Raw genomic sequence first — 25018 nt, 5'->3', positions numbered from 1 at the left:
GCACTTTCTTACAAAAACTCTTGATTACCTTTCGCCGAGCTGTAATATCGACCAATTAAGTGCTTGTTTTGAAATTTGATCTGGGTCACATGTCACTACCTACTTCACCGTCCATTTTTACCGTAAGCCGCCTCAATCAGACGGTTCGACAGCTGCTGGAAATGGAAATGGGGCAGATTTGGCTCTCCGCCGAGATCTCCAACTTCTCCCAGCCCTCCTCCGGCCACTGGTATTTCACGCTGAAAGATGACCGTGCCCAGGTGCGTTGTGCGATGTTCCGCAACAGCAACCGTCGCACCACCTTTCGTCCGCAAAATGGCCAGCAGGTTCTGGTGCGGGCCAGCATCACCCTGTATGAACCACGTGGTGATTACCAACTGATCGCCGAAAGCATGCAGCCTGCCGGTGACGGCCTGCTGCAACAACAATTCGAACAGTTAAAACAGCGTCTGGCGGCCGAAGGTTTGTTTGATCAGCAGTTCAAACAACCATTGCCAAGCCCGGCCAAATGCGTTGGGGTGATCACCTCCGCCAGCGGCGCGGCTCTGCACGATATTTTGCAGGTGCTACAGCGGCGGGATCCTTCACTGCCGATCGTGATTTATCCCACGTCCGTGCAAGGTGCAGAAGCTCCGTTGCAGATCGTTCGCGCGATCGAAACCGCCAACCGCCGTGATGAGTGTGATGTGCTGATTGTCGGGCGCGGCGGTGGCTCGTTAGAGGATTTGTGGAGCTTTAACGACGAACGCGTCGCGAAGGCAATTTTTGCCAGCCGTATCCCGATCGTCAGCGCCGTTGGTCATGAAACCGACGTCACCATTGCCGACTTTGTTGCCGACCTGCGGGCACCTACCCCTTCCGCAGCGGCGGAGTTGGTCAGCCGTAATCAGCTAGAGTTATTGCGCCAATTACAGTCACAGCAACAACGCCTGGAAATGGCGATGGATTATTATCTGGCGCAGCGCCAGCAGCAGTTCACCCGCATCAACCACCGTCTGCAACAGCAGCATCCACACCTGCGGCTAGCTCGGCAGCAAACGCTGTTATTGAAGCTACAGCGCCGTTTGGAAGATGGGATGCAGCAGCAATTACGGCTATCTTCTCGCCGCAGTGAACGCGTGCAGCAGCGCCTGGCGCAGGTCCAGCCGATGGGCCGCATCCACCGTTTGCAGCAGCGTGTTCAGCAGCAGGAATACCGTTTGCAGCAGGGGATGGAGCGGCAGCTCAATGGCTATCGCCAACGCTTTGGCGTCGCCTGTAGTCAGTTGGAAGCGGTTAGTCCGCTGGCAACCCTGGCTCGAGGCTATAGCGTAACTCAGACACCACAAGGTGAATTACTGAAAACCACCAAGCAGGCACAGGTTGGGGAAATGCTGAAAACCCGCCTGCAGGATGGCTGGGTGGAGAGCGAAGTCAAAACCGTCACCGTGGCGAAAAAGCCACGTAAGAAACGCGTGGTGGAGTAGCGGTTAGTGGCAGAGCTGATCGACTTCTTCTGCGGAAAGGCCGGTCAGTTTCATTACCATGGTACGTTCGAAACCGTTCGCCAGCATGGAACGAGCTATTTTCAGGGCCTCCTTGAGTTTTCCTTCTTCTAGTCCTTCCAGTCGCCCTTCTTTTCGTCCTTTTTGCTCGAGATATTCTGCAATAGTCATCAATTCCTCCTCATGCGATGGCGCACGACTGGCCACCAGCTAATTGCAAAACCTGCATTGACGATGAGATGTTCGAACAAAAGACGCTGAGCACGGCCGTTCCCTTCCCGAAAAGGATGAACCATATTCAACTCACCAAAATACTCAGCTACGGCACAAATCAGTTCTGGACGATCATAGTCTTCAAACCAGCCACTTTGAGCCATGCCGCTAAAGATCTTTTCAGCCTCTGGTTCAATTCGAGTCGCGTTACAAAAACGCGTGTGACCTTTCGAAATGTCAATGGCGCGAAACTCACCTGCCCAATCGTAAAGATCGAGAAATAATGTGCGATGAAGCTTTTTAAAATAGGCCAAGTCGTAGGGTGGAAGAGAAAAATCGATCTGGCTAGCGGCTATTTCTGAAAGATCTCGTTCAGCTTGTGCGAGCAAAGCCTCATCCAAGATACCCAATTCATTACGTAGCGTACGGCTACCTGGGTAACAGTATGGATCCTGCCCAGTGCCGTACTTATCCAAAATCAGGCAGACTTCCGATATACGCGAAGTACTGCTTCACGCGAAGGTAATTCCCGCTTCGACTCTTCTTGAGTAACGTCATAACCTTCCAGACGCAAACTGGCAGCATAGTTTGAACGGCGCGTCTGAGCACAATAGGCTAATTTGGCTTGTAGGCTGATCTTTTTCACAGAGAACACCTTATTTAGGTACCTAGGTAGCTGTGTATCAATGATAGCCAATCTCACGCCAAACTTCATCCAGTTTGATACTTCCCCAACCCTCTGCAGAGGGTTGGGATATGACATTAATTACAGCACATAAGTAGCCCGGCAAACCCCGTTCACCCACAGTTCGCGAGTCTCACCTGCTGGCATTACAATGTTCAGCACCTGCCACGTCGGTTTGAAATGCCCCTCGTGGGTTAAGGTCAGTTCGATGCGCTGATTGTCACTCACCGCCTCCCAGCGGAGCCACAGCGCATTATTCTGCTGCCAGCCATGGCTTTCCCCGTCATCTTCAAACAGCAGGCCAGAGGACCATCCGCAGCCCTTGGTAGGGAACAGCCGCAGCTCCCGGCGATCGTCTGCTGCATTATCCACATGCCCCAACCGCTGTGACATCGGGATCCCTGCCCCAGCACGTACCAGCAATGGCAAACGTTCCAGCGGTGCCTCCAATACAATGCGTTGGCCACCGCTGTACCATTGGCCGCTGTAGAAGCAGTACCAGCCATCAACGTTATCCGGCAGGTAGACTTCGCGCTGACGCTGCCCCTGATCTACCACGCTGGCCACCAGCAGATCGCGGCCAATCAGGAAATCATCGGTTTCACCGAAGGTGCGTTCATCATGTTCATGATCGAGGAAGGTTGGCCGCAGCATCGGCTCATCATCATGGCTGGCCTGCCACAGCAGCGTGTAGAAGTACGGCATCAGCCGATAACGCAGGTTGATGGCATCACGGATCATCGGCGTGGCCGCCGGGTACATCCAAGGCTCGTTGACGGTCGCGTCATCATTCCACGAATGGATGGTAAAGCGCGGATGCATGACCCCATTTTGTACCCAACGCACTAACAGTTCCGCGTCCGGTTTATCGCCGGAGAAACCGCCCACGTCGTGCCCGACGTTAAACAGCCCGGACAGGCTCATCCCCACCCCCATACGGGTGTTGTAGCGCAGGGTTTGCCAACTGGTACGGTTGTCCCCGCTCCAGGTTTGTACGTAACGCTGCATACCGGCGCAGCCGGAGCGTGAAATCAAATAAGGCCGCAGGTTCGGTGCAAAGCGCTGCTGTGCTTCAAGTGAGGCTCGCATCATCAGCAGCGGCATCACCGGGCGAATATGCTTGATGGCAATCGGCTTGCCAAAACCGTGGCAGCGCGCTTCTCCATCCCACACTTCATACTCGTTATTGTCATTCCAGGTGGAATCAATCCCCATTTCCAGCAGTTGCTCTGTCACCCCCTGCTGCCACCAGCGCACCGCCGCCGGGTTGGTGAAGTCGAGGTGTGAACCTTCATCATCCCAGAAGCTCGAACGTTCTGGGCTATCGCTTTGCGAGTCGCGGATAAACAGGCCAAGTTCTGCCACCTGCTGGTACTTGGGATGATCCTGCAACAGGCAGGGTTTGATATTCGCCGCCAGCTTTAGCCCAGCATCGTGGAAGGCCTGGCTAAGCTGTTTAGGTTGCGGCACCTTGTCGTAGTTCCAGTTGAAGACGTAGCGTTTGTTATTGATCGAGGTATAGCCGGAAGAGAGCTGGAACGAATCGCACGGAATAGCATGCTGGCGGCACAGCTGGATAAACTGCTGCAACTGGTGCTGAGCATCCGGCGCATCGGTGTAATGCATCGTCGAGCCGCTGTAACCCAGGCTCCACTTCGGCCCAAAATGGGTTTTACCGGTCAGGCGCACGAAGGCTTTGGTCACGTCGAGCACCTTTGGCCCCAGGAACAGATAGTAATCCAGATCGCCCGCCTCAGCCTGATAGCGGCGATAGGCCAGGTGATAGTTGTCGATCTCATTACCCAGATCCAGCCAGCAACTGCTCAGGTTGTCATAAAACAGGCCAAAGCTGACCTCTTCCCGGCGCGTGATGGTAAATGGGATATGCTTGTAGAGCGGATCGGTGCTGGCGGCGTTGTAACCCATTGCATCCAGGTTACGCATTTCATAGCGGCTGCCGGTACGCTCCAGATCGCCCGCCTTTTCACCTAACCCATAATAACGTTCGCCCTGATGGCGGCGCTGATAGTGCGCCACGCCGTCACCGTGCGCATTAAGCAGATAGGCACTGGTTGGGCGATCCGCAGCCAGTGGCAACCATTCCCCCGCCGCGTTGCAATATTCCCATTCCAGCCACAACGGCTGATGTACCGTCACGCGCAGTTGTGGGGTCGCCACCGTCAAACTGTCGCCCTGCAGGCCAAGTTGATAGCCCGGCAGGCCAAAACCGGCGACGCTGAGGCGATCCCGCCCTTCCCAAGGTACATCCTCCTGCGGGGCGATACTCCAGGTGCGATCCAGCGCCAGTTCGCCGTGGCGTTTGATCAGTACGCGGAACAGATTGCTTTCCAGCACGTACAGGCAGAACAGGTGTTGTTCATCCACCAGCAGTTCAACATGGTCGGCGTATTGCCCCGCCAACGTCCAGTTTTTTAACGTTTTCATAATGATCCAACTTAAACAGTAGGTGAAGGTTTTTTGCCGCGTTCGGCGATCAGAGCAATCAGGAACATCGCACCGATCAGATCGAAGAAGCCCATGGCGACGAAGAGCGGGTTGAAGCCGACTGTGTCGGAAACGGCACCAATCAGCAGCGTGAACAGGAAACTGGCGATCCAGGCGCTGGAGCCACGCATGCCGTTCACCGTCGCCATCTGGTTTTTATCGAAGGATTCCACCACCAGCGCGCTCAACATGCAGGAGATCACCTGGTGCCCAAAGCCACCAATGGAGATCAGCGCGATCGCGATATAGGGATCTTTGGTGATCGCGACAAACGCCAGCGACACCATCATGAAGGCTCCGGTCACCGAGCTGGCCACCACCGAGTTCACGCGGGAACAACCGAACCATTTGCGATACAGCGTAGTGAGATAGCCACTGGCAACGCTGCCGATATCCGCAGCCAGGAACGGCAGCCAGGCAAACATGGCGATCTGTTTGAGATCCATGCCGCGCTCGGTGGCCAGGTACAGCGGCACCCAGAAGCTGAACACCGCCCAGGCCGGTTCAGCCAGAAACGCTGGGATGGCGATGCCGTAGAATTTTTTGTTTTTGCACAGGATCGCCAACGATTTAAAGAACGGCAGCTTCGGCAGTACCGGTTCATTATCCTCGTTGATCAGATCAAACTCCTTTTGGCTCAGGTTCGGGTGCTGTTGCGGCGAGTGGTAAAACACCCACCACAAAACCACCCAGATCAGCGCCAGGGCACCGGAGAACAGAAATGCTCCCTGCCAGCCGAAAGAGACATGGGCAATCACAATGATCGGCGGAGCCAGCATCGCGCCGATCGAGAAGCCAACCCCTGCCCAGCCAGCGGCAATCGGCCGTTCTTTTTTCGGGAACCAGTCAGAAATCGCTTTGGCGTTGGCCGGGGTAGCCGCCGCTTCTGCTGCACCCATGAAGAAACGCAGGATCGCCAGCTGCAACCAGCTGCCCGCACCGGCATGCATCATGCACACCACCGCCCAGATGCTGGCACAAACCAGGAACCCCATCTTCAGACCGATGACGTCTATCAGCCAACCGCAGATCGGTTGGAACAGGGTATAAGCCAGTTGGAAGGAGGCTACCACCCAGGAATATTGTTCGGTGGTCATGTTGAGGCTGGTTTTCAGTTCCGGCGCCAGAATACCCAGCGAGTTGCGGGTAATGTAGTTAACCGTGACGCCCAACAGGAACAGGGCCAACATCCACCAGCGCAACGATTTGAATTTACGGCGGCTGCTTGCAGCTACCGTTTGATTGATTTCTACACTCATCTTGAACTCCGTGGCGACCATACGCCTTTTTGGTAGGGCAACTCTTGCTAACGGAGGTGTTAACAGCGTTATTTGTGACGGCGGCCACAAATACAACGTCAATGCTGCGACAACCCTATGATTTAATGTTGTTTTACTTGTATTCCAGCCGGTAAATTGGACTGATAAATCTATAAAATTGGTGTACCAACGCAGACTACCCAGCGGAGAGTGCGAGTGAAATGACGAATTTTGCAAAAATTTTCATACGACAGTTAAAATTTCGCCGTTATAGCCCTAAAAAGCCGTATTAAATACGGATATAAGCTATGAAAATTTTTTCACAATCGAATTTGAAGGAGATCACAAAATGAACGGAAAGCTGAAAATACAGGAAATTGCGCGCCAAACCGGGCTTTCGATCAGCACCGTTTCACGCGTGCTGGCAGGGAAGTCCAACACCAGCGCCGAGGCGCGGCAACGGGTGCTGGCCTGCGCGCAGCAAAACGGTATTTTGCAGGGGCTTTCCAACGGCAGACTGATGTTGAACAACGTGATGGTGTTTGCCCCACAGCGCGCCTTTGATGTCCGCACCGATATCTTCTACTACAAGGTGATCCAGGGGATCACCACCGCACTGGCGCAACATGATGTGAGGATCCGCTACTGCGGGTTGGAGGAGCAACATAGCGACAGCGTGCTGTTTTTGGAAAAGATGAGCGATCCATTAACCGAAGCCGTGCTGATCATCGGCATTGACGACGAGCACATTCACACGCTGGCCGCCGATCTGAACAAGCCCTGCATTCTGATTAACTGCACCGATCGCCAGATGCGGCTAGACAGCGTCTCCCCCGATCACCAACTGATTGGGGAGTATTCCGCCAACTATCTGTTGCAACAGGGCCACAGCCGTATTCTCAATCTGCAATGTCTGCGGCGCAATACCATGGAGCTGCGGCTGGCGGGGATCAAACAGGCCTATATGCGGCACAATATTCCCTTCGATGACCGCCAGCATCTGGTCACTACCTCCGGCTTTGGCAGCGAAGAAGCCGAACAGGCCATCACAGCCTTTATCAACGGCGTTACCGATCGGGCACAATTACCGACGGCGATCCTGGCAGGGGGTGACTATATGGCGGTAGGTGCCGTTAATGCGCTAAAGAAGATGCATATCAGCGTGCCGGGGCATATCTCGGTGATGAGCACGGATGGCTTTAATCTGGCAGAAATCCACGACGTGCCACTGACCTCGGTTCACGTTCCTCGCGATGAGCTGGGCGTGGAAGCCATCGCGTTGTTGCAACGCCGTATGCTGCGCCCGGATGCGCCCCCCAGTAATATGCTGTTGCATGGGCGGTTGGCGGTGCGGGCCTCGGTAAAGCGACTCAGCCCAAACAAGGTGACGCCAGCGGTCAGCACGCACGACCACCGGCTCTATGATGCATGAGTTCATTCCACCGGTTGATAGCTGAACTTCACCCGCTTTTTGGAGATCAGCCCGTGGCCATGCTGGCAGAGGTAATCCACGGCACCACAGGCTTTCAGTTGTTGCAACGGTTGCCCGCAGTCGGGGCATTCGGCAAGCTGCCGGTAATCGCTGTGGCAGTCGTCACAATGATAGTAGCCATTCACCCAGCTCATCGGCTGGGCACAAACCGGACATAAGGCGTCCATCTTTCCTCCTGATTTAAATTACGCCCCACGAGCGCAAGAAAGAAATCCCCAACGCGGTGGTAAAGAAGGAGCCCACGGTGGTGATCGCAATAATATTGGCGGCCAACGTCGCATTGCCTCCCATGGCGCGTGTCATCACATAGCTGCCGGAGGCGGTTGGCGTCGCCGAGAACATAAAAATAATGCCGAGCGTAGCGCCCTCAAAACCGCACAGCCAACCTCCTAACGTCATCAGCACCGGTACCAAAAACAGTTTAGCCGCCGACGATAGCGCCGCGACGTTGGAAGAACGGAACATCGCCCGCAGATCGAGGCTGGCCCCGGTACACAGCAAGGCCAGTGGTAATGACAGGCCGGAGATATAGCTGCCGGTCTGTTTAAGCACTGGCGCAATCCCCAGCCCGGTCTGCGCATAGGCCAGGCCGCTTAACAACCCCAAGATCAGCGGATTGGTCACGATGCTGCGCAGCAATGACAGATGTTTGATCTTCTGCCCGTTGCCCCCTTGCAGGCTGCGCGTCAGGGTGATGACCGACAGCACATTAAACAAGATCACCGTCACGGTCAGATACAGCGAGGCAATCGCGACGCCCTCATCGCCGTAGGCGGTCATGGCATAAGCCAGCCCGACAATCGCGGTATTCGCCCGGAACCCTCCCTGCACGAACACGCCACGCTCGCGTGGCTCTTTCACCAGCCACTTGGCCGCGATCTCCAGCAGCAGGAAGGTCGTAACCGTCCCCACCGCACCGTAGATCACCAACGCGAAATTATCGCGCAGCTGCGGATGGTTGGTGGCGATGCTGAAGAACAACAGGCAGGGCAACGCCAGATTAAATACCAGCCTGGTGGCCCCATCGATAAAGCGATCGTCCATCAGCCGCCAGTGGCGCAGCAGTATCCCCAGCAGCATCATCAATAAGTTGGGTACGGTGACGCTAAAGGCAAAATTCCAGGTTTCCCAGGACATGAGGTTCCTTTGCAGGGTCGGTGAAGAAGTGAGATTGGCAGATAATAGAACGGTTTAAGCAGGATAAAAATAGGGCGCGGTATCAATTCCACGCCCTAGGGTTGTTATTTTGACTTTTTCAGGTGGCTCATCAAGCGCTTGCGCTTGCGCATCTGGTTTGGCGTCAAGGTGTTACGCTTACCCGCAAACGGGTTCTCGCCCTCTTTGAACTGGATGCGGATCGGCGTTCCCATTACCTTGAGTGAACGACGGAAGTAGTTCATCAGGTAACGTTTGTAGGAGTCGGCCAGATCGGATACCTGGTTGCCGTGGATCACCACGATAGGCGGGTTATAACCCCCGGCGTGCGCGTATTTCAGCTTCACGCGACGGCCACGCACCAACGGCGGCTGGTGGTCTTCGGCGGCCATCTGCATGATCTTGGTGAGCATCGAGGTATTAACACGACGGGTGGCGCACTCATAGGCTTCCTGTACGGATTCGAACAGGTTACCCACGCCGCTGCCGTGTAACGCAGAGATGAAGTGCACACGCGCGAAATCGACAAAGCCCAAACGCAGGTCGAGCATCTCTTTCACGTGGTCGCGATCTTCCTCACTCATGCCGTCCCACTTGTTGACCGCAATCACCAGTGAGCGCCCACTATTGAGAATAAAGCCCAGCAGCGACAGATCCTGATCGGAAATGCCTTCGCGGGCGTCGATCACCAACAACACTACGTTGGCATCTTCGATCGCCTGCAGCGTTTTGATCACCGAGAATTTCTCCACGGTTTCAGTAACCTTGCCGCGCTTGCGCACCCCGGCGGTGTCGATCAGCACGTATTCGCGCTCGTCACGCACCATCGGAATGTAAATGCTGTCGCGAGTCGTGCCCGGCATGTCAAACACGACGACACGCTCTTCGCCGAGAATACGGTTAGTGAGTGTCGACTTACCTACGTTAGGGCGGCCAACGATCGCCAGCTTGATCGGCAGATCCTGCGGGTTGAAGTCATCTTCCGGATCTTCATATTCACCGTCTTCCAGCTCACCGCTCTGCTCGGCCCAATAGGCGGCATTGGCCTCTTCTTCGGTCAGCTCGACTTCTTCCGGTTTTGCCGGGATAAACGGTACCAGTACGTGCTCAATCAGTTGCGTAACGCCACGGCCATGGGAAGCGGCAATCGCATAGACGTCGCCCAGGCCCAGGGAATAGAAATCTGCCGTCGCAGTGTCCGGATCCATGCCATCGGTTTTGTTGGCAACCAGGAACGTTGCCTTCTGGCGATTACGCAGGTGCTGAGCAATCCCCTGATCGGCAGGCATCAGCCCGGCACGGGCATCGACCATAAACAGGACGATATCGGCCTCTTCGATCGCCAGCAGCGACTGGCCAGCCATACGCGTTTCAACGCCATCTTCCGTCCCGTCAATACCCCCGGTATCGACGATAATAAATTCGTTGCCCTCTACTTCAGCACGACCATACTTGCGGTCTCGCGTTAGCCCGGGGAAATCCGCCACCAGCGCATCGCGCGTCTGTGTTAAACGGTTAAACAAGGTGGATTTACCGACATTCGGGCGCCCGACCAGCGCAACGACAGGTATCATGTTGAAGCCTCATTACTTAATAATCAATGCGTTACTATGCAGCGCAATAGACAGCGGCAGCATAGCTTAAAAATACGAAACGGCTCCTGGTATCAGGAGCCGTTATCCCATGAATCTTACAGGCTGCACAGCCTGCGATCTATTGGGGCTAAAACTGTTAGCGAGTGAAGGCGTAAACCTTGCCGCCACGCGCCTGGATCAGCAGTTTGTCACCGGCCACAATAGGCGCGGACAGGAAGCCGGAGCTATCCACTTTTTGCTGAGCCACAAAACGGCCATCGGTGGTATTAATCCAGTGCAGATAACCTTCGGCATCACCGACGACCAGGTAGCCGTTATACAGCGTTGGTGCGGTCAGGTTACGGTGCAGCAGCTCGCTCTGACGCCACAGGTTAACACCACCTTCGGTATTCATCGCTACGACACGGTCATTCTGATCGACCACATAGATACGGTCAGCATCGACGATAAAGTCGTTCACCGAGCCCATATCACGTTTCCACATGATTTGACCGGAGCGCAGATCCAGCGCCGTCATGTTGCCATTGTAACCCAATGCATAGACCACGTTGTCAACAATCACCGGCGTGGTGTCTACGTCATTCAGGCGATCGATCTCGGTCGCACCGCTTGGCTGGGAGATACGCTGCTGCCAGATCAACTGGCCCTGCTGCATCAACACCGCGCTGACGCGACCGTTGTCACCGCCAACTACCGCTGCACCAAAGGCCGTTGCCGGAGCAGACTCACCACGCAGTGACAGTGAAGGGATATCCAGGTTGACCGTCCACTTGATGGCACCATCAGACTCGTTCAATGCTTGCAGCTGGCCGTTGGTGGTATGGACCAGCACCAGCCCCTCGGCGACCACCGGGCGGGAGATCGCTTCACCCGCAACTTTGGTTTGCCAAGCGACTTTACCGTCTTCGGTATTCAGCGCATACACCACCGCTTTTTCACTGCCAACGTATACGTTGGAACCAGACACCGTCAGGCCACCAGACAGCAGCGCAGGCAGGTTACTGGAGAAGAAGCCGGTTCTCTCGGAGAGATCGGCCTTCCATTTTGCTTTACCGTCGGCCAAGTCCATCGCTTTTACCGTACCGCGACGATCGGCAGCATAAACGGTGCTGTCCTGATAAGCCGGGCGCAGGTGAGAGTAGTATTCACCAATGCCATCGCCGACCGACGTGCTCCACGCTTTGTTCGGCGTGAACTGATTTTCAACCTTTGGCAACGGCGACATGGTCACCACGTCTTCTTCGCCACTAAACAGCGAACAGCCACTCAGCAAAGTCACGGAAACCAGTCCGACCAAGAGTGTTTTACGCAATTGCATGGGAATTCCCCTTAGCTGGACAAGTTATTCAATTTCATGCGCATCACTGCCGCAAGCGCCTGAGAAGCATTGGATTCGATGCCTTTGCTGTATGCTTCGCGCGCACCCTTGCTGTCGCCTTTGGCCAACAGCACGTCGCCGCGTACGTCTTGCATCATCGCCATCCAACCTTCACCTTTCACGCCATCCAGCGTTTTCAGCGCTTCATCCAGCTTTTTCTCTTGCATCTGAATACGAGCCAGACGCAGGTTGACCAACGCCAGCAGGTTTTCATCTTTGGCATGGCCCTGTGCCACCACCAGTTGCTGTTCTGCCTTGGCAAACTCACCTTGTTTTGCAAAGTGTTTAGCCAAATCCAGAGCCGCAAACACGCCGTAGCTGTTGTCGTTCGCCTGGATAAACTTCTCTGCCGCCGCCACGTCTTCGGCTTTACCCGATGCCAGGGCAACGTTAGCCTGTTGATAAGACTGTGAGGCCGCCATCATGCTGGAGGTCTGGTTGCTCTGCCAATAGCGCCAACCAACCAGGGCACCAATACCGAGCACCACACCCACAACCAAAGCTTTACCGTTTTCGGCAAAAAAGTTGCGCACGGCGTCAAGCTGTTCGTTTTCAGTGGTATAGACTTCCACGGTGTCCTTCTCCTTAACCTAACATCAAAGCCAGACGCGCAGCGATTTCGCTTTGCGCCAGCGTTTCTTGTTCACCACTGCGCAGGTCTTTAATCACCACCTGCTGTGCTGCGACTTCGTTCTCACCCAGGATCAGGGCGATACGCGCGCCCCACTTGTCCGCCCGGGTGATCTGCTTTTTAAAGTTGCCGCCGCCATAGTTGGTCATCAATTTAATCTGCGGCGCAGCATCACGCACCTGCTCTGCCAGCAACATGGCCGCACTCTGGGTACCCGCACCGCTCGATATGACGTACACGTCGATGGTCGCCGGTGCCTTGAAGTCCGGATTAACCGCCTGAACCAGCAGTACCAGACGCTCCAGCCCCATGGCAAAACCCACGCCAGGGGTAGCGCGCCCACCCAGTTGCTCAACCAGACCGTCGTAACGGCCACCGGCACACACGGTGCCCTGAGCGCCCAGGCTGGTGGTGACCCACTCAAACACCGTGCGATTGTAATAATCCAGGCCGCGCACCAGGCGCTCGTTAACGGTATATGGGATACCGGCCTGAGCTAAAAGTTCACACAGCCCGGCAAAGTGGGCTTTGGACTCTTCATCCAGATGATCGGAAAGACGCGGCGCATCGTTAAGCAGGGTTTGCACCTCTGGATTTTTAGAATCCAGCACGCGCAGTGGGTTGCTGTACATGCGGCGCTTGCAGTCTTCGTCGAGTTTTTCCTGATGCTGTTCCAGGAAAGCCACCAGAGCATCACGATAGTTGGCGCGAGCTTCCAGTGAACCGATGGAGTTCAGTTCCAGATTGACGTGTTCGGCAATCCCCAATGCTTTCCACCAGCGGGCGGTCAGCAGGATCAGCTCGGCGTCAATATCCGGGCCTTGCAGGCCAAATACCTCGGCCCCTAACTGATGGAACTGGCGGTAACGGCCTTTTTGTGGACGTTCGTAACGGAACATCGGGCCGATATACCACAGACGCTGTTCCTGATTGTACAGCAGACCATGTTCGATACCGGCGCGTACGCAGCCAGCCGTCCCTTCCGGGCGCAGCGTCAGGCTTTCGCCGTTGCGGTCCTCGAAGGTATACATTTCTTTTTCCACGACGTCGGTCACTTCACCGATGGCGCGTTTAAATAACGGGGTCTGCTCTACAATCGGCAACCGGATTTCGCTATAGCCATAGCCGCTCAGCACCTGCTTGAGTGTGCCTTCAATTCGCTGCCACAGTGCCGTTTCTTCCGGCAGGTAATCGTTCATGCCGCGAATGGCTTGAATGTTTTTTGCCACGTGAGTTCTCTGTCCGTTTATATAAAATGGATCCGATTATAGGGACTTTGCCACCCGCTATTCAACGCAGATGCGCAATCCAGTCCTCGGATTATCAATCAGCGGGCCAATGGCCGCCGACTTATTCTTCCAGAAGATTGATCGAAATGCGCTTGGATCCGTCCATCATGGCCGCTTTGGCCCGGATTTTCGCTTCCAACTGGTCAATCATCTGTTCGTTATCAAAACGCTCTTTCTGGCGCACGCCGTCTTCGTAGAAGCCGCTCTTCTTGTGCCCGCCGGTTACGCCAATGGTCGACACCAGGGCTTCGCCCGGCCCGTTCACCACACAACCGATAATGGACACGTCCATCGGGGTGATCAGGTCTTCCAGACGCTGTTCCAACGCATTGACGGTGCCAATGACGTCAAACTCCTGACGTGAACAGGTTGGGCAGGCAATGAAGTTGATGCCACGAGCGCGGATACGCAAGGACTTCAGGATATCAAAGCCAACCTTCACTTCTTCAACCGGATCCGCCGCCAGCGAAATACGCAACGTATCGCCGATCCCTTCCGACAACAGCATGCCCAGGCCAATGGCTGATTTCACTGAGCCACTGCGCGCTCCGCCTGCCTCGGTGATACCAAGATGCAAAGGCTGGTCAATACGGGCTGCCAGCAGACGGTAGGACTGTACGGCCAGGAACACGTCGGACGCTTTCACGCTCACCTTGAACTGGTCAAAGTTGAGGCGATCCAGAATATCCACGTGACGCATGGCGGATTCCAGCAGCGCTTCCGGTGTAGGTTCACCGTACTTTTCTTGAATATCTTTTTCCAACGAGCCGCCGTTGACGCCGATGCGGATCGGGATATTTTTGTCACGCGCACAATCAACCACGGAACGGATACGTGATTCGTTGCCGATGTTACCTGGGTTGATACGCAGGCAGTCAACGCCGTATTCGGCAACCTGCAGCGCAATGCGGTAATCGAAATGGATATCGGCCACCAGCGGTACGTTGACCTGCTGCTTGATCAGCCGAAACGCCTCAGCGGCGTCCATGGTGGGAACGGAAACGCGGACGATATCGACCCCCACGCGCTCCAGAGCCCGGATCTGATTAACCGTCGCTTCGACGTCGGTGGTGCGGGTGTTGGTCATCGATTGCACGGCAATCGGCGCTCCGTCGCCTATAGGCACGTTACCGACGTAAATACGGGTGGATTTGCGGCGGTTAATGGGAGCTTGGTTATGCATCAGTTACTCTCCACTGCTGCTCTTTTGTTACGACAAGAGCCGCGCAATTACTGCGCGGCAACGGTCAGACGAGCAACACGGTTTGACTTGACAAACCGGCTTAAATCGACCGGTTTACCCTGGAATTGGACCTGTACCGAAGCCGGTGCGCCAAGGGTCAGTTTAAACGGCGCCTTGCCAGCCAGGTTCAGCCGCGAACCGCTTTTCTGGATGCCGCTGACCAAGGATTTCCCCGTTGCGTCAAGCACTTGTACCCAGCAGTCGCCGGAAAAATCCATCACCAGCCCGTTGGCATCAGCCTCTGAAGCACTGACGCCAGCGGCATCGGTAGGCAACTGAGCCTGGGCGATTGGCGCGGTCGGTGTCGCATCCGGGATAGTAGCCTGGCTTGGTGCTACCACCGCAGGTTGCTGAGCCGCCTGCGGATCAAGCACGACCGGGACCTGTTGAGTCGCGGCAGCGCTATTGGTTGACGGCGCAGGGCTGTTGTCTGAAGCGACTGCCGATGCGCCATTATCCAGGTTACCGTCGGTCAATGGCACGGGCTGGCCTTCACCATGCTGAGAAAGCTGTGCGGAAGATTGATCTGCCATAGTGGCGATCTCTTCCTGCTGCGCCTTGTGATTTTGCCACCACCAGGCACCGGTCAAACCCACGACCACAAACACAATCAGCCAGGTAAAGCTCATCAGCCAGCCATCACGCTTTTTACGGCGCTTACCCAAAGAGAAGCTCTGCATCTGAGCCACTTTGGCCGCTCTCACCGGTGCCTGTTTTTCCATCATCGGCAACAGTTCATCTTCTGGCAAATGCACCAGCTTGGCATAGGAACGGATATAACCACGCACGAACGTTGAAGCCAGATCGGCAGACATATTGTCGTCTTCAATGTCGCGCACGGTAGACATTTTCAGGCACAGGCGTTCCGCCACGGCCTGTTGACTCAGCCCGAGTTGTTCACGAGCCTGGCGCAGGCGTTGACCTGTTGTCATAGATACGGTTTTATCTTGGGAATCTTCAGTATTCATTAGCTAAGAACTGCTGGTACTGTTTGGATTGTGGAAAACTTCGCGCTAGCTGTTTGCCATAGCGTTGAACGCTATCCTGACGGCCCGCTAACGCGGCGAAACGAATCTGTAACCATAGACTGTCGGCACTCGCCGGCAGAACATGTTGATAACTGTCCAATAAAAGTTGCGACTGCGCGCGCTTCCCTTCTCCAAATTGCTTTTCTGCCTCCACTAGCAGCGGAGCCCCTTTGTCCGGATCGATCTTCAGCGCTCGCGTTAATAACTTACGAGCTTCATCATTTTGACCGGCCTTGAGGAAACAGTAACCTGCGTTTTCCAGACTGTCGGCAACCTGACCATATTCTGGCACCAGTGCCGCAGCGCTAAACTGCTGTTGGGCCGGTACATACTGCCCTAAACTACAGAGAAACGCACCGTAATTATTCAATACCGTACCGTTACCCGGTGCAAGTTTAAGCGCTTGCTGATAACGCTGCTGCGCGGCGGTGTTATCACCAATCCGTTGATTATAGAGTGCCATGCCCAATTGGGTACGATAATCCTGTGGGGCCGCATCGACCGCTTTTTGCAGATTCTGCCTGGCAGCCGGCAGATCGCCCTGGTTCAGATACTCCAGGCCCAGTTGTAACCGGGTCTGGCCTGCCGCCACCGCAGCCCCGTCGTTATCGGGTTGCGAACTGGAGCAACCCGCCAGCAAACTGGCTGCCAATAATACACCCCACAGTTTCAGCTTCATGCCTGCACTCATTTCCTTATCCGATGTTACCCGATCGCCTGAAGGATTGCTGCTCACATAACAGGCTGTTAGATAACAAAAAAATCATGCTTTAGGATTCAGACCGCTCGTACGTTGATAGGTTCCCCGGCCATTTTCTTTTTCAGGGTACGCTTGGTACGATCGATCACCTCTCCCGCCAACTGCCCACAGGCAGCATCAATGTCATCACCACGGGTTTTACGAACAATAGTCGTAAAGCCGTATTCCATCAACACCTTGGAGAAACGATCTACGCGACTGTTGGAGCTGCGACCATAAGGTGCACCGGGGAACGGGTTCCATGGGATCAGGTTGATCTTGCACGGCGTATCTTTCAGCACTTCCGCCAGTTGGTGCGCATCGTCGGTGCTGTCGTTGATGTGATCCAGCATCACGTACTCAACGGTGACCCGCCCTTGGTTGGCATTGGATTTTTCCAGATAACGGCGTACCGCCGCCAGGAAAGTTTCAATATTGTACTTGCGGTTGATCGGCACGATCTCGTCGCGGATCTTGTCGTTTGGCGCATGCAGCGAAATGGCCAGAGCCACATCGATCATATCGCCAAGTTTGTCCAGGGCAGGCACAACACCGGAGGTAGACAAGGTAACGCGGCGCTTGGACAGACCAAAACCAAAGTCGTCCAGCATGATTTCCATCGCTGGCACCACGTTGGTCAGGTTAAGCAGCGGCTCGCCCATGCCCATCATCACCACGTTGGTGATTGGGCGCTGGCCAGTGAGTTTGATGGCACCCAGAATTTTAGCGGCACGCCAAACCTGACCGATGATTTCCGAAACACGCAGGTTGCGGTTAAAACCCTGCTGAGCCGTGGAACAGAATTTGCACTCCAGTGCACAGCCTACCTGTGAAGACACACACAGGGTGGCGCGATCGCCATCAGGGATATAGACGGTTTCGACCTGTTGATCGCCCACCTTGATAGCCCACTTGATGGTGCCATCGGCCGAACGCTGCTCTTCTGCAACTTCCGGCGCACGGATTTCCGCTACGCGCTGCAATTTATTGCGCAGCACCTTGTTGATGTCGGTCATCTGCTCAAAATCGTCGCAGCAATAGTGATACATCCACTTCATCACCTGATCGGCGCGGAAAGGTTTTTCACCCATGTTGGCGAAAAATTCGCGCAATTGCTGACGATTCAAATCCAGCAGGTTGATTTTGGCCGTAGCCGGTTGTTCCGTTTGCACGGTCAGGGAATTATTTTCAGACAAGGTATGCTCGGGCGCGATGGGTTCTAACATAATGATCTCTTAGCCTCGTTATTACACGTTATGGCTTGAAGGAGTGTGTAGGGGCGCTGCATGCTGCGCCCATGTTCTCTGCGGCGAAGCGATTCGCCCCATTAGTTTGGCAAAACTAACGGAAAAAAACACGCCCCAGGCAAGATGACTCACCAGGGGCGCGGCATTGTACAAATTTTAGTAGCGGGTTTCCACGTCTGAACGGCTTTCACGGCATTTTTATTGTATCTGCCGGTAAATAGCCGGTTTCAGCAGAAAAACACCGGCAATTAACGTGGGCAGATTTCGCTTTCGTTAAAGAAATAGGCGATCTCACGCTGGGCAGATTCTACTGCGTCTGAGCCGTGCACGGCGTTGGCAGTGAAGCTGTCTGCATAGTCGGCACGCAGGGTGCCAGCCAATGCGTTGTCCGGGTTGGTTGCGCCCATGATGTCACGGTTACGCTGTACGGCGTTTTCGGCTTCCAGAACCTGTACCACGATCGGGCCAGAGGTCATGAATTCAACCAGACCGTCGAAGAAAGGACGACCTTTGTGCTCAGCGTAGAAGCCTTCGGCTTGTTCGCGAGTCAGACGCAACATTTTAGCTGCGATGATTTTGAAACCTGCGCGCTCGAAGCGAGCATAGATGGCGCCGATGTCATTGTTGGCTACTGCGTTTGGTTTAATGATGGAAAAGGTACGTTCTACGGTCATGATGGCCTCTATTATGTCTTCCAAAACAGGCCGGGCGATAAGGTGAGGTGCCGGCCTTTCAAGTGGCGCAGATTATATGTGCGCTGTTAACGCTTGCCTACGGGAAAATCAACATTTCATTAAAAAAAAATTATCTTAATCCTCGATAGTCAGCGACAAATTGGATCCTGCCCGATCGGCTTACTGGGTTTTATCGGTCGATGGGATCATATTTCGCAGCCAACTGCCCCAGCGACGCTGATAGAAAGCCTGGGTATGGTTGATCAGATAGTGGCTCACGCCCCGCGCATTCTCTTCTACCAGGCAAAAATCGACTGGCTCATCGTTTGGCGCGGTTTCGCTGGCCACCATACCGGCTTCGCTGATCAGGGCTTCAATCTCTGCCGGATCGCCATCCACTTCCAGGCCCACCAGCAGGTTTGGTTTCTCGTCTACGGCACGATCGTGCATTAACGCCAGGAAAGCGCGGCGTACCGGTTTCCGCTGGCTGAACAAGGTCGTCAGCGCATCCACCATCGCCGCCGGATACTCTTCAGGCTGCCCCAGCAGCAACTGGGTTTCGGTATCGATATAGCGCTCTGCCGGTTTCACTACGCCGCCGGTAGCCAACAGCATGGCGATCTCGGCTGGCAGGAATTCTTTGCCGTGGGTGCCTTTCGGGTTGAGGAACAGTTCGGCACCTTGGGTGATTTCAAACAGCACGCGAGCGGGCATGGCGATAAAGGGTTGCTCATCCTCCACCGCTTTTTGCAGCGCCTCCAACGAGGTGAAGAAAGGCACCACGCTGCTGCCATCCTGCTTTTCCCAGTGCTGAATGTTCACCGGCGTCTCGGCATTCAGCGTAATTTCACCGTCGTGCGGCACCTGCTCGCTGTCACCCAGAATATAGACCGTTGAATCCAGCAGTTCGCGGAAAAACGCCGGGCGGTGTGCCGGCTCCGAGGCCGCCAGCCTCAGCAGGCGCTCAAGCTCGTTTTCGCCTGAAACGGCGTCATCATCATGATGGTGGGAACTCATTGCCGACTCCTTCAATGTATCAGGGGCCCAGCATGCTGGGCCCCTACGGAAAATTTGGGATAATCGAGGTGAGAAGTTTTCCTGCTTCAGTGATCTTCCCCTCACCCTAACCCTCTCCCCAAGGAGAGGGGACTGTCCGTGCCACAATTTAACGCCCCCCTTCACCACATCGCCGTTCCAGCTCCCTCTCCCTATGGGAGAGGGTTGGGGTGAGGAGCGGTTACTTGGCCTTGCTCAGCAACAGGTTGGCCAGCGTACGCACGCCCAGACCGGTTGCACCTGCTGACCACTGATCCACGGCACCTTTGCGATAGGTGGCAGAACAGTCGATATGCAGCCAACCCTGTTGGTAATTCTGCACAAAGTGCGACAGGAAGGCTGCGGCGGTGCTGGCACCGGCAGTGTAAGCCGGGCCCGCAACGTTGTTCAGTTCAGCAAAGTTTGACGGCAACTGGCTGCGGTGGAATTCCGCCAGCGGCAGACGCCAGAATGGCTCATGCTCTTCATCCGCACTGGCCAACAGCTCTTGCGCCAACGCATCGTCAAAGCTGAACAGCGCGTGGTAATCATTACCCACCGCCGTTTTGGCTGCGCCGGTCAAGGTCGCACAGTCAATGATCAACTGCGGGTTTTGTGCGCTGGCATCGATCAGGCCATCGGCCAATACCAGGCGCCCTTCCGCATCGGTATTCATCACTTCAACCGTTTTGCCATTGCGGTAGCGAATGATGTCGCCCAGTTTAAAGGCGTTACCGCTGACCATATTGTCCGCACAGCACAGGTACAGTTTGACGCGCTGCTGCAAGCCGCGAGCCACCGCCAATGCCAATGCGCCAGTGATGGTGGCCGCGCCGCCCATGTCGGACTTCATCGAGTCCATAAACGCGCTTTGCTTGAGGCTATAGCCGCCGCTGTCGAAAGTGATCCCTTTACCTACCAGGCAGGCAAATACCGGTGCATTCGGGTTGCCCGTCGGGTTAAAGTCCAGCGCCAACAGCACCGGAGAACGATCGGAACCCCGGCCAACGGTATGAATACCGGCGTAGTTCTGCTCGCGCAGATCTTCACCTTTGGTGATGCGGTAGCTGACGGCATCGCAACCGACAGCACACATCAGATCAACCGCGCGGGTTGCCAGTTGCTCCGGCCCCAGCTCTTCCGCTGGCATATTGATGGTGTCACGCACCCAATCGACAATCTTCAGGCGCTGTTGCAGCTCTTGGCTTTCCGTTTCCGGCAGCTCTGCCCATTCAACGCTACGCTGCCCTTTCGGCCCGCGAAAGCCCTGCCAAAACGCCCAGCTGTTTTCCAGGTCCCAGCCTTCCCCGGCCAGTTTCACTTTCTTGATACCCTGGCCATCGATCCTGCGTGCCGCGCGCTGGATCAAGCCCAGTTTGCCGGTAGCGGTCAGGTGGATGGTGATGCCTTGGTCATTGGTGCTCAGCAGCGCCTTTTCACCCCAGCGCGCATCGGCGGGTTGCTGGGATAGCGTGATCTGCATGATTTCGGTTGTCATAGCCTTACTCCGGATTATTCTTGTACTAATCTTGTCGGATACAAAATAAACGGGCTGCCTATGGCAGCCCGTCATGCTATTTACTCTGCTTCATCTAACCAGACCAGCAGGATCGCTTCCAGTATTTTTTCATTGGAAGCCTGCGGTTCGTCGTCAAATTCTTCCAAATCGCAAATCCACTGGTGCATATCGGTGAAACGCACGGTTTTCGGATCGGTATCTGGATAGGCGTCGTACAGGGCTTCGCCGATTTCGCGGCTGTCTGTCCACTTCAGTCCCATTCTTATCTCCTAGTGCTCGCGCGCATGGTTAACAGTGTAACGCGGCATTTCGACTACCAGATCGTCGTCGGTGACGCGGGCCTGGCAGCTCAAGCGGCTTTCCGGCTCCAGCCCCCAGGCTTTGTCCAACATGTCATCCTCCAGCTCGCTGCTTTCGGCCAGGGAATCAAACCCTTCACGCACGATGCAGTGGCAGGTGGTACAGGCGCAGGATTTCTCACAGGCATGTTCAATTTCAATACCGTTACGCAGTGCGACATCGAGGATGGTTTCCCCAACTTCCGCTTCCAGTACTGCCCCCTCCGGGCATAGATCTTGATGGGGCAGGAAAACAATTTTCGGCATGGTTAAACCTCATCCACAGAATGGCCAGCCAGCGCACGGCGAATGGAATCATCCATGCGGCGCGCGGCAAAATCTTGGGTTGTTGCATCGACTATTTTTATTGCAGCCTCGATCGCAGCAGGATCGGAGCCTTGCATCACTTGCTGGAGTTTGGCTACCGCGTTGTTGATAGCCAGGCTTTCTTCGTCACTCAACAGGGCGGCATCGCTTGCCAGTGCACCTTGCAGGCTTTCCAGCACGCGGGAAGCTTCTACCCGTTGCTCCGCCAGCTTGCGAGCACCGATATCGCTTTGCGCATTGGCCATCGAGTCCTTCAACATGCCGGCAATTTCGGCATCGGACAGGCCATACGAGGGCTTGACCTGAATGGAAGCTTCGACACCGGTGGATTTCTCCATCGCCGTCACGCTCAGCAGGCCGTCGGCATCCACCTGGAAGGTCACACGAATATGCGCCCCACCGGCAGGTAACGGCGGTAAACCACGCAGCGTAAAGCGCGCCAACGAACGGCAATCCTGCACCAGTTCACGCTCGCCTTGCAGCACGTGGATCATCATCGCGCTCTGGCCGTCTTTAAAGGTGGTGAACTCCTGCGCTCGCGCCACCGGAATGGTGGTGTTACGCGGGATCACTTTCTCGACCAGGCCGCCCATGGTTTCCAGACCAAGCGACAGCGGGATCACGTCCAGCAGCAGCATTTCACTATCTGGTTTGTTACCCGCCAGGATATCCGCCTGGATAGCGGCACCGATAGCCACTACCTTATCCGGATCGATCGACGTCAGCGGCGTACGGCCAAAGAACTCACCCACCTGTTCGCGCACCAATGGCATACGGGTTGAGCCGCCCACCATCACCACTTCCAGCACCTCTTCGGCACTGACGGCGGCATCTTTCAGCGCGCGGCGGCAGGCCATCAGGGTGCGTTTCACCAGCGAGGCAATCAGCGTTTCGAACTGTTCGCGGGTTACTTCACCCTGCCAGCCAGCGATATCCACCGTGGTACTCTGTGCATCGCTCAGGGCGATCTTGACCGCAATCGCCGCATCCAGCAATTGACGTTGCACGCCATGATCGCTGCGATCGCTAATGCCGGCCTGTTCACGCAGCCAGTCCGCCAGCAAATGATCGAAGTCATCGCCACCCAATGCGGAATCACCGCCGGTAGCCAGCACTTCGAACACGCCACGGCTGAGGCGCAAAATGGAAATATCAAAGGTGCCGCCGCCCAGATCGTAAACGGCAATCACCCCTTCCTGGCCAGAATCCAACCCGTAGGCGATGGCCGCAGCGGTCGGCTCGTTCAACAGGCGCAGCACATGCAGGCCAGCCAGACGCGCAGCGTCTTTGGTACCTTGGCGTTGGGCGTCGTCGAAGTAGGCAGGAACGGTGATCACCACCCCATCAAGTTCACCTTCCAGCGCCGCTTTAGCGCGGGTAGCCAGTGCTTTGAGGATATCGGCAGATACGCCAATCGGGTTAACCAGGCCGGCGGCGGTCACGATCATTGGCAAGCCGTTGTCGCTGGCCTGGAACTGATACGGCAGGTTTGGATAGCGTTGTTGCACGTCCGCCAAAGAGCGGCCCATCATGCGTTTGACAGAGCTGACCGTATTGACCGGATCTTGTGCCGCCTGTGCACGAGCGCTCCAGCCAACCTGATGTTCGGTGGCCTGATAATGCACCACCGAAGGCAGCAGATAGCGCCCTTCAATGTCGGCCAGCGTCTCGGCCTGGCCGCTACGCACCGTAGCCACCAGCGAGTTGGTGGTGCCCAGATCAATACCAGCAGCCAGACGGCGCTGATGCGGTGCAGCCGTGAGGCCAGGCTCACTAATTTGTAATAAGGCCATTTACAGAGCTTCCAAAATCAAGATCAAGAATCTATTACTCAAAACCCAGCAATTTTTCTTCGAGTTGTTCAATCTGTTGCTGGAGCTTGTCCAAAAAGCGTAACTTGCGCACGGTATCGGCAGCCTGTGACCACTGCTGATCATCCAGCTCCTGCACCATCTGCGCGCTACGCTGTTTGAAGGTCTTGTTCAGGCGCGTGGCGAAGGCAGCCAGGGCGTTTTGCGCATCCGGCGAGCGTTCAATGGCATCAAGCTCTTCACGCAGCTCCAACTGCTCCATCAGGAACGCGGTGTCACGCATAGTATGTTGCTCGTTGCCCAAATCAAAGCCGTGCAAAGATAACATATACTCGGCACGTTTTAACGGGTGCTTCAGCGACTGATAGGCTTCATTGATGGTCGCCGCCTGCTGTAACGCCATCAGGCGTTCACGCTCCGGTTGGAGGGCATGACGATCGGGGTGGAATTGGCGCTGCAAATCTTGATAGCGTGAGGTAAGCAAGCTGCCGTCTACGCTATAGCGGACCGGCAACCCGAATAAAGTAAAGTAATCCATAGCGTGCTCGGGGCGTTATCGTGATGATTGAGGTTCCCCCGTGGGTCACGGGGGAGCACGATGGACTGTCAGACGTTAAAGCTCTCGCCGCAGCCGCACTCGCTTGAGACGTTCGGGTTGTTGAACTTGAAGCCTTCGTTCAGACCTTCCTTGACGAAATCAAGCTCGGTACCGTCCAGATAGACCAGGCTCTTGCCGTCAATGATCACCTTGACGCCTTTGTCTTCAAAAACGATATCATCGTCGTTCGTTTCATCAACAAATTCGAGCACATACGCCATTCCGGAACAGCCGGAAGTTCGCACGCCCAGACGCAGGCCGAGACCTTTGCCACGGTGGTCCAAAAATGCCTGAACCCGCTGCGCGGCGCTGTCGCTCATGGTAATCGACATAACAACCTCTTCAATCTTAGCCCGCAGGGCGGGCTAACTGACTCAACAATAACTACTTGGCGCTGTGCTTGCTCTTGTAGTCGGCGATCGCTGCTTTAATGGCGTCTTCGGCCAGAATTGAGCAGTGAATTTTAACCGGAGGTAACTCCAGTTCTTCGGCGATCTGGGTATTTTTGATCGCTTCGGCCTGATCAAGAGACTTGCCTTTCATCCATTCGGTCACCAGCGAGCTGGAGGCGATGGCGGAACCGCAGCCGTAGGTTTTGAAACGGGCATCTTCAATAATGCCTTCGTTGTTGACCTTGATCTGCAGCTTCATCACGTCGCCACAGGCTGGTGCCCCTACCATACCGCTACCGACGGTAGGATCTTCGTTATCAAACGACCCTACGTTACGCGGGTTTTCATAATGATCGATTACTTTTTCGCTGTAAGCCATGA

At 55.3% G+C, this 25018-nt stretch carries 26 protein-coding genes; 2 read left to right on the top strand and 24 right to left on the bottom strand.

What is annotated here, in order from left to right; translation table 11 throughout:
- Positions 1-89: 89 nt before the first annotated feature.
- Positions 90-1466 (top strand): exodeoxyribonuclease VII large subunit, encoded by a 1377-nt coding sequence (xseA, locus tag ABIE29_RS15050; protein WP_429619551.1) that lies wholly within the window; start codon positions 90-92, stop codon positions 1464-1466.
- 3 nt (positions 1467-1469) lie between these two features.
- On the opposite strand, the gene ABIE29_RS15045 is transcribed toward xseA, so the two are convergent.
- From ABIE29_RS15045 to ABIE29_RS15025, 5 genes are all read right to left on the bottom strand, one after another.
- Positions 1470-1655 (bottom strand): hypothetical protein, encoded by a 186-nt coding sequence (locus tag ABIE29_RS15045; RefSeq protein ID WP_429619549.1) that lies wholly within the window; start codon positions 1653-1655, stop codon positions 1470-1472.
- Positions 1655-2098 carry a Fic/DOC family protein gene (locus tag ABIE29_RS15040; protein WP_429619547.1) on the bottom strand — a complete coding sequence of 148 codons (444 nt, stop codon included), beginning with the start codon at positions 2096-2098 and terminating at the stop codon, positions 1655-1657. Before ABIE29_RS15040 ends, ABIE29_RS15045 begins: the two co-directional genes overlap by 1 nt.
- Positions 2099-2175: 77 nt before the next feature.
- Positions 2176-2343, bottom strand: a complete 168-nt coding sequence (locus ABIE29_RS15035) for a YhfG family protein (protein WP_429619545.1) — start codon at positions 2341-2343, stop codon at positions 2176-2178.
- A gap of 120 nt (positions 2344-2463) precedes the next feature.
- The gene (locus ABIE29_RS15030) at positions 2464-4827 is read right to left on the bottom strand and encodes a TIM-barrel domain-containing protein (protein WP_429619543.1); all 2364 of its coding nucleotides are present in this window, start codon (positions 4825-4827) and stop codon (positions 2464-2466) included.
- An 11-nt stretch (positions 4828-4838) separates the two neighbouring features.
- Complete coding sequence (locus ABIE29_RS15025) at positions 4839-6146, bottom strand: MFS transporter (protein ID WP_429619541.1); 1308 nt, start codon at positions 6144-6146, stop codon at positions 4839-4841.
- A gap of 349 nt (positions 6147-6495) precedes the next feature.
- Between ABIE29_RS15025 and ABIE29_RS15020 the strand changes: the two genes are divergently transcribed.
- The gene (locus ABIE29_RS15020; RefSeq protein ID WP_429619538.1) at positions 6496-7578 is read left to right on the top strand and encodes a LacI family DNA-binding transcriptional regulator; all 1083 of its coding nucleotides are present in this window, start codon (positions 6496-6498) and stop codon (positions 7576-7578) included.
- 2 nt (positions 7579-7580) lie between these two features.
- Here ABIE29_RS15020 and ABIE29_RS15015 read toward each other — a convergent pair whose 3' ends face one another.
- From ABIE29_RS15015 to iscU, 19 genes are all read right to left on the bottom strand, one after another.
- Positions 7581-7805, bottom strand: coding sequence for a zinc ribbon domain-containing protein (locus tag ABIE29_RS15015; RefSeq protein WP_429619536.1), 225 nt, complete (start codon positions 7803-7805; stop codon positions 7581-7583).
- 13 nt (positions 7806-7818) lie between these two features.
- Positions 7819-8775, bottom strand: a complete 957-nt coding sequence (locus tag ABIE29_RS15010) for an AEC family transporter (RefSeq protein ID WP_429619533.1) — start codon at positions 8773-8775, stop codon at positions 7819-7821.
- Between the two features lie 104 nt (positions 8776-8879).
- Positions 8880-10367 carry a ribosome biogenesis GTPase Der gene (gene der, locus ABIE29_RS15005; protein ID WP_429619531.1) on the bottom strand — a complete coding sequence of 496 codons (1488 nt, stop codon included), beginning with the start codon at positions 10365-10367 and terminating at the stop codon, positions 8880-8882.
- 157 nt (positions 10368-10524) lie between these two features.
- Complete coding sequence (bamB, locus tag ABIE29_RS15000) at positions 10525-11706, bottom strand: outer membrane protein assembly factor BamB (RefSeq protein ID WP_429619529.1); 1182 nt, start codon at positions 11704-11706, stop codon at positions 10525-10527.
- 11 nt (positions 11707-11717) lie between these two features.
- Complete coding sequence (locus tag ABIE29_RS14995; protein WP_429619526.1) at positions 11718-12338, bottom strand: YfgM family protein; 621 nt, start codon at positions 12336-12338, stop codon at positions 11718-11720.
- Between the two features lie 13 nt (positions 12339-12351).
- Positions 12352-13626 (bottom strand): histidine--tRNA ligase, encoded by a 1275-nt coding sequence (gene hisS / locus ABIE29_RS14990; protein WP_429619524.1) that lies wholly within the window; start codon positions 13624-13626, stop codon positions 12352-12354.
- 121 nt (positions 13627-13747) lie between these two features.
- Positions 13748-14869, bottom strand: coding sequence for a flavodoxin-dependent (E)-4-hydroxy-3-methylbut-2-enyl-diphosphate synthase (ispG, locus tag ABIE29_RS14985; protein ID WP_021178849.1), 1122 nt, complete (start codon positions 14867-14869; stop codon positions 13748-13750).
- A gap of 47 nt (positions 14870-14916) precedes the next feature.
- Positions 14917-15897, bottom strand: a complete 981-nt coding sequence (gene rodZ, locus ABIE29_RS14980) for a cytoskeleton protein RodZ (RefSeq protein WP_429619522.1) — start codon at positions 15895-15897, stop codon at positions 14917-14919.
- On the bottom strand, positions 15887-16636 hold the full coding sequence (gene pilW, locus ABIE29_RS14975; protein WP_429619520.1) for a type IV pilus biogenesis/stability protein PilW: 750 nt from the start codon (positions 16634-16636) through the stop codon (positions 15887-15889). The genes rodZ and pilW overlap by 11 nt, the downstream gene beginning before the upstream one ends.
- 98 nt (positions 16637-16734) lie before the next feature.
- A complete protein-coding gene (locus ABIE29_RS14970) occupies positions 16735-17922 on the bottom strand; it encodes a bifunctional tRNA (adenosine(37)-C2)-methyltransferase TrmG/ribosomal RNA large subunit methyltransferase RlmN (RefSeq protein WP_429619518.1) in 1188 nt (395 codons plus the stop codon).
- A gap of 269 nt (positions 17923-18191) precedes the next feature.
- Positions 18192-18617 carry a nucleoside-diphosphate kinase gene (ndk, locus tag ABIE29_RS14965; protein ID WP_429619516.1) on the bottom strand — a complete coding sequence of 142 codons (426 nt, stop codon included), beginning with the start codon at positions 18615-18617 and terminating at the stop codon, positions 18192-18194.
- Between the two features lie 180 nt (positions 18618-18797).
- Entirely contained in the window at positions 18798-19634 is an 837-nt protein-coding gene (gene sseB / locus ABIE29_RS14960) for an enhanced serine sensitivity protein SseB (protein ID WP_429619515.1), read from the bottom strand.
- A gap of 220 nt (positions 19635-19854) precedes the next feature.
- The gene (pepB, locus tag ABIE29_RS14955; protein WP_429619514.1) at positions 19855-21150 is read right to left on the bottom strand and encodes an aminopeptidase PepB; all 1296 of its coding nucleotides are present in this window, start codon (positions 21148-21150) and stop codon (positions 19855-19857) included.
- Positions 21151-21230: 80 nt separating this feature from the next.
- Positions 21231-21431 (bottom strand): Fe-S cluster assembly protein IscX, encoded by a 201-nt coding sequence (iscX, locus tag ABIE29_RS14950; RefSeq protein WP_021178855.1) that lies wholly within the window; start codon positions 21429-21431, stop codon positions 21231-21233.
- Positions 21432-21440: 9 nt separating this feature from the next.
- Complete coding sequence (gene fdx / locus ABIE29_RS14945; protein WP_429619513.1) at positions 21441-21776, bottom strand: ISC system 2Fe-2S type ferredoxin; 336 nt, start codon at positions 21774-21776, stop codon at positions 21441-21443.
- Positions 21777-21778: 2 nt separating this feature from the next.
- Positions 21779-23629, bottom strand: a complete 1851-nt coding sequence (gene hscA, locus ABIE29_RS14940) for a Fe-S protein assembly chaperone HscA (RefSeq protein ID WP_429619512.1) — start codon at positions 23627-23629, stop codon at positions 21779-21781.
- Between the two features lie 34 nt (positions 23630-23663).
- A complete protein-coding gene (gene hscB / locus ABIE29_RS14935) occupies positions 23664-24185 on the bottom strand; it encodes a co-chaperone HscB (protein ID WP_429619511.1) in 522 nt (173 codons plus the stop codon).
- Between the two features lie 68 nt (positions 24186-24253).
- Positions 24254-24577, bottom strand: coding sequence for an iron-sulfur cluster assembly protein IscA (gene iscA / locus ABIE29_RS14930; RefSeq protein ID WP_021178859.1), 324 nt, complete (start codon positions 24575-24577; stop codon positions 24254-24256).
- A gap of 52 nt (positions 24578-24629) precedes the next feature.
- Positions 24630-25016 carry a Fe-S cluster assembly scaffold IscU gene (iscU, locus tag ABIE29_RS14925; protein ID WP_004952090.1) on the bottom strand — a complete coding sequence of 129 codons (387 nt, stop codon included), beginning with the start codon at positions 25014-25016 and terminating at the stop codon, positions 24630-24632.
- Positions 25017-25018: the final 2 nt, after the last annotated feature.

Source organism: Serratia sp. 2723 (assembly GCF_050434425.1).
In the GTDB taxonomy this organism is placed as follows: domain Bacteria; phylum Pseudomonadota; class Gammaproteobacteria; order Enterobacterales; family Enterobacteriaceae; genus Chania.
Note: the sequence above shows the minus strand (reverse complement) of the source record. Positions and strands in the feature narration are given on the sequence as shown.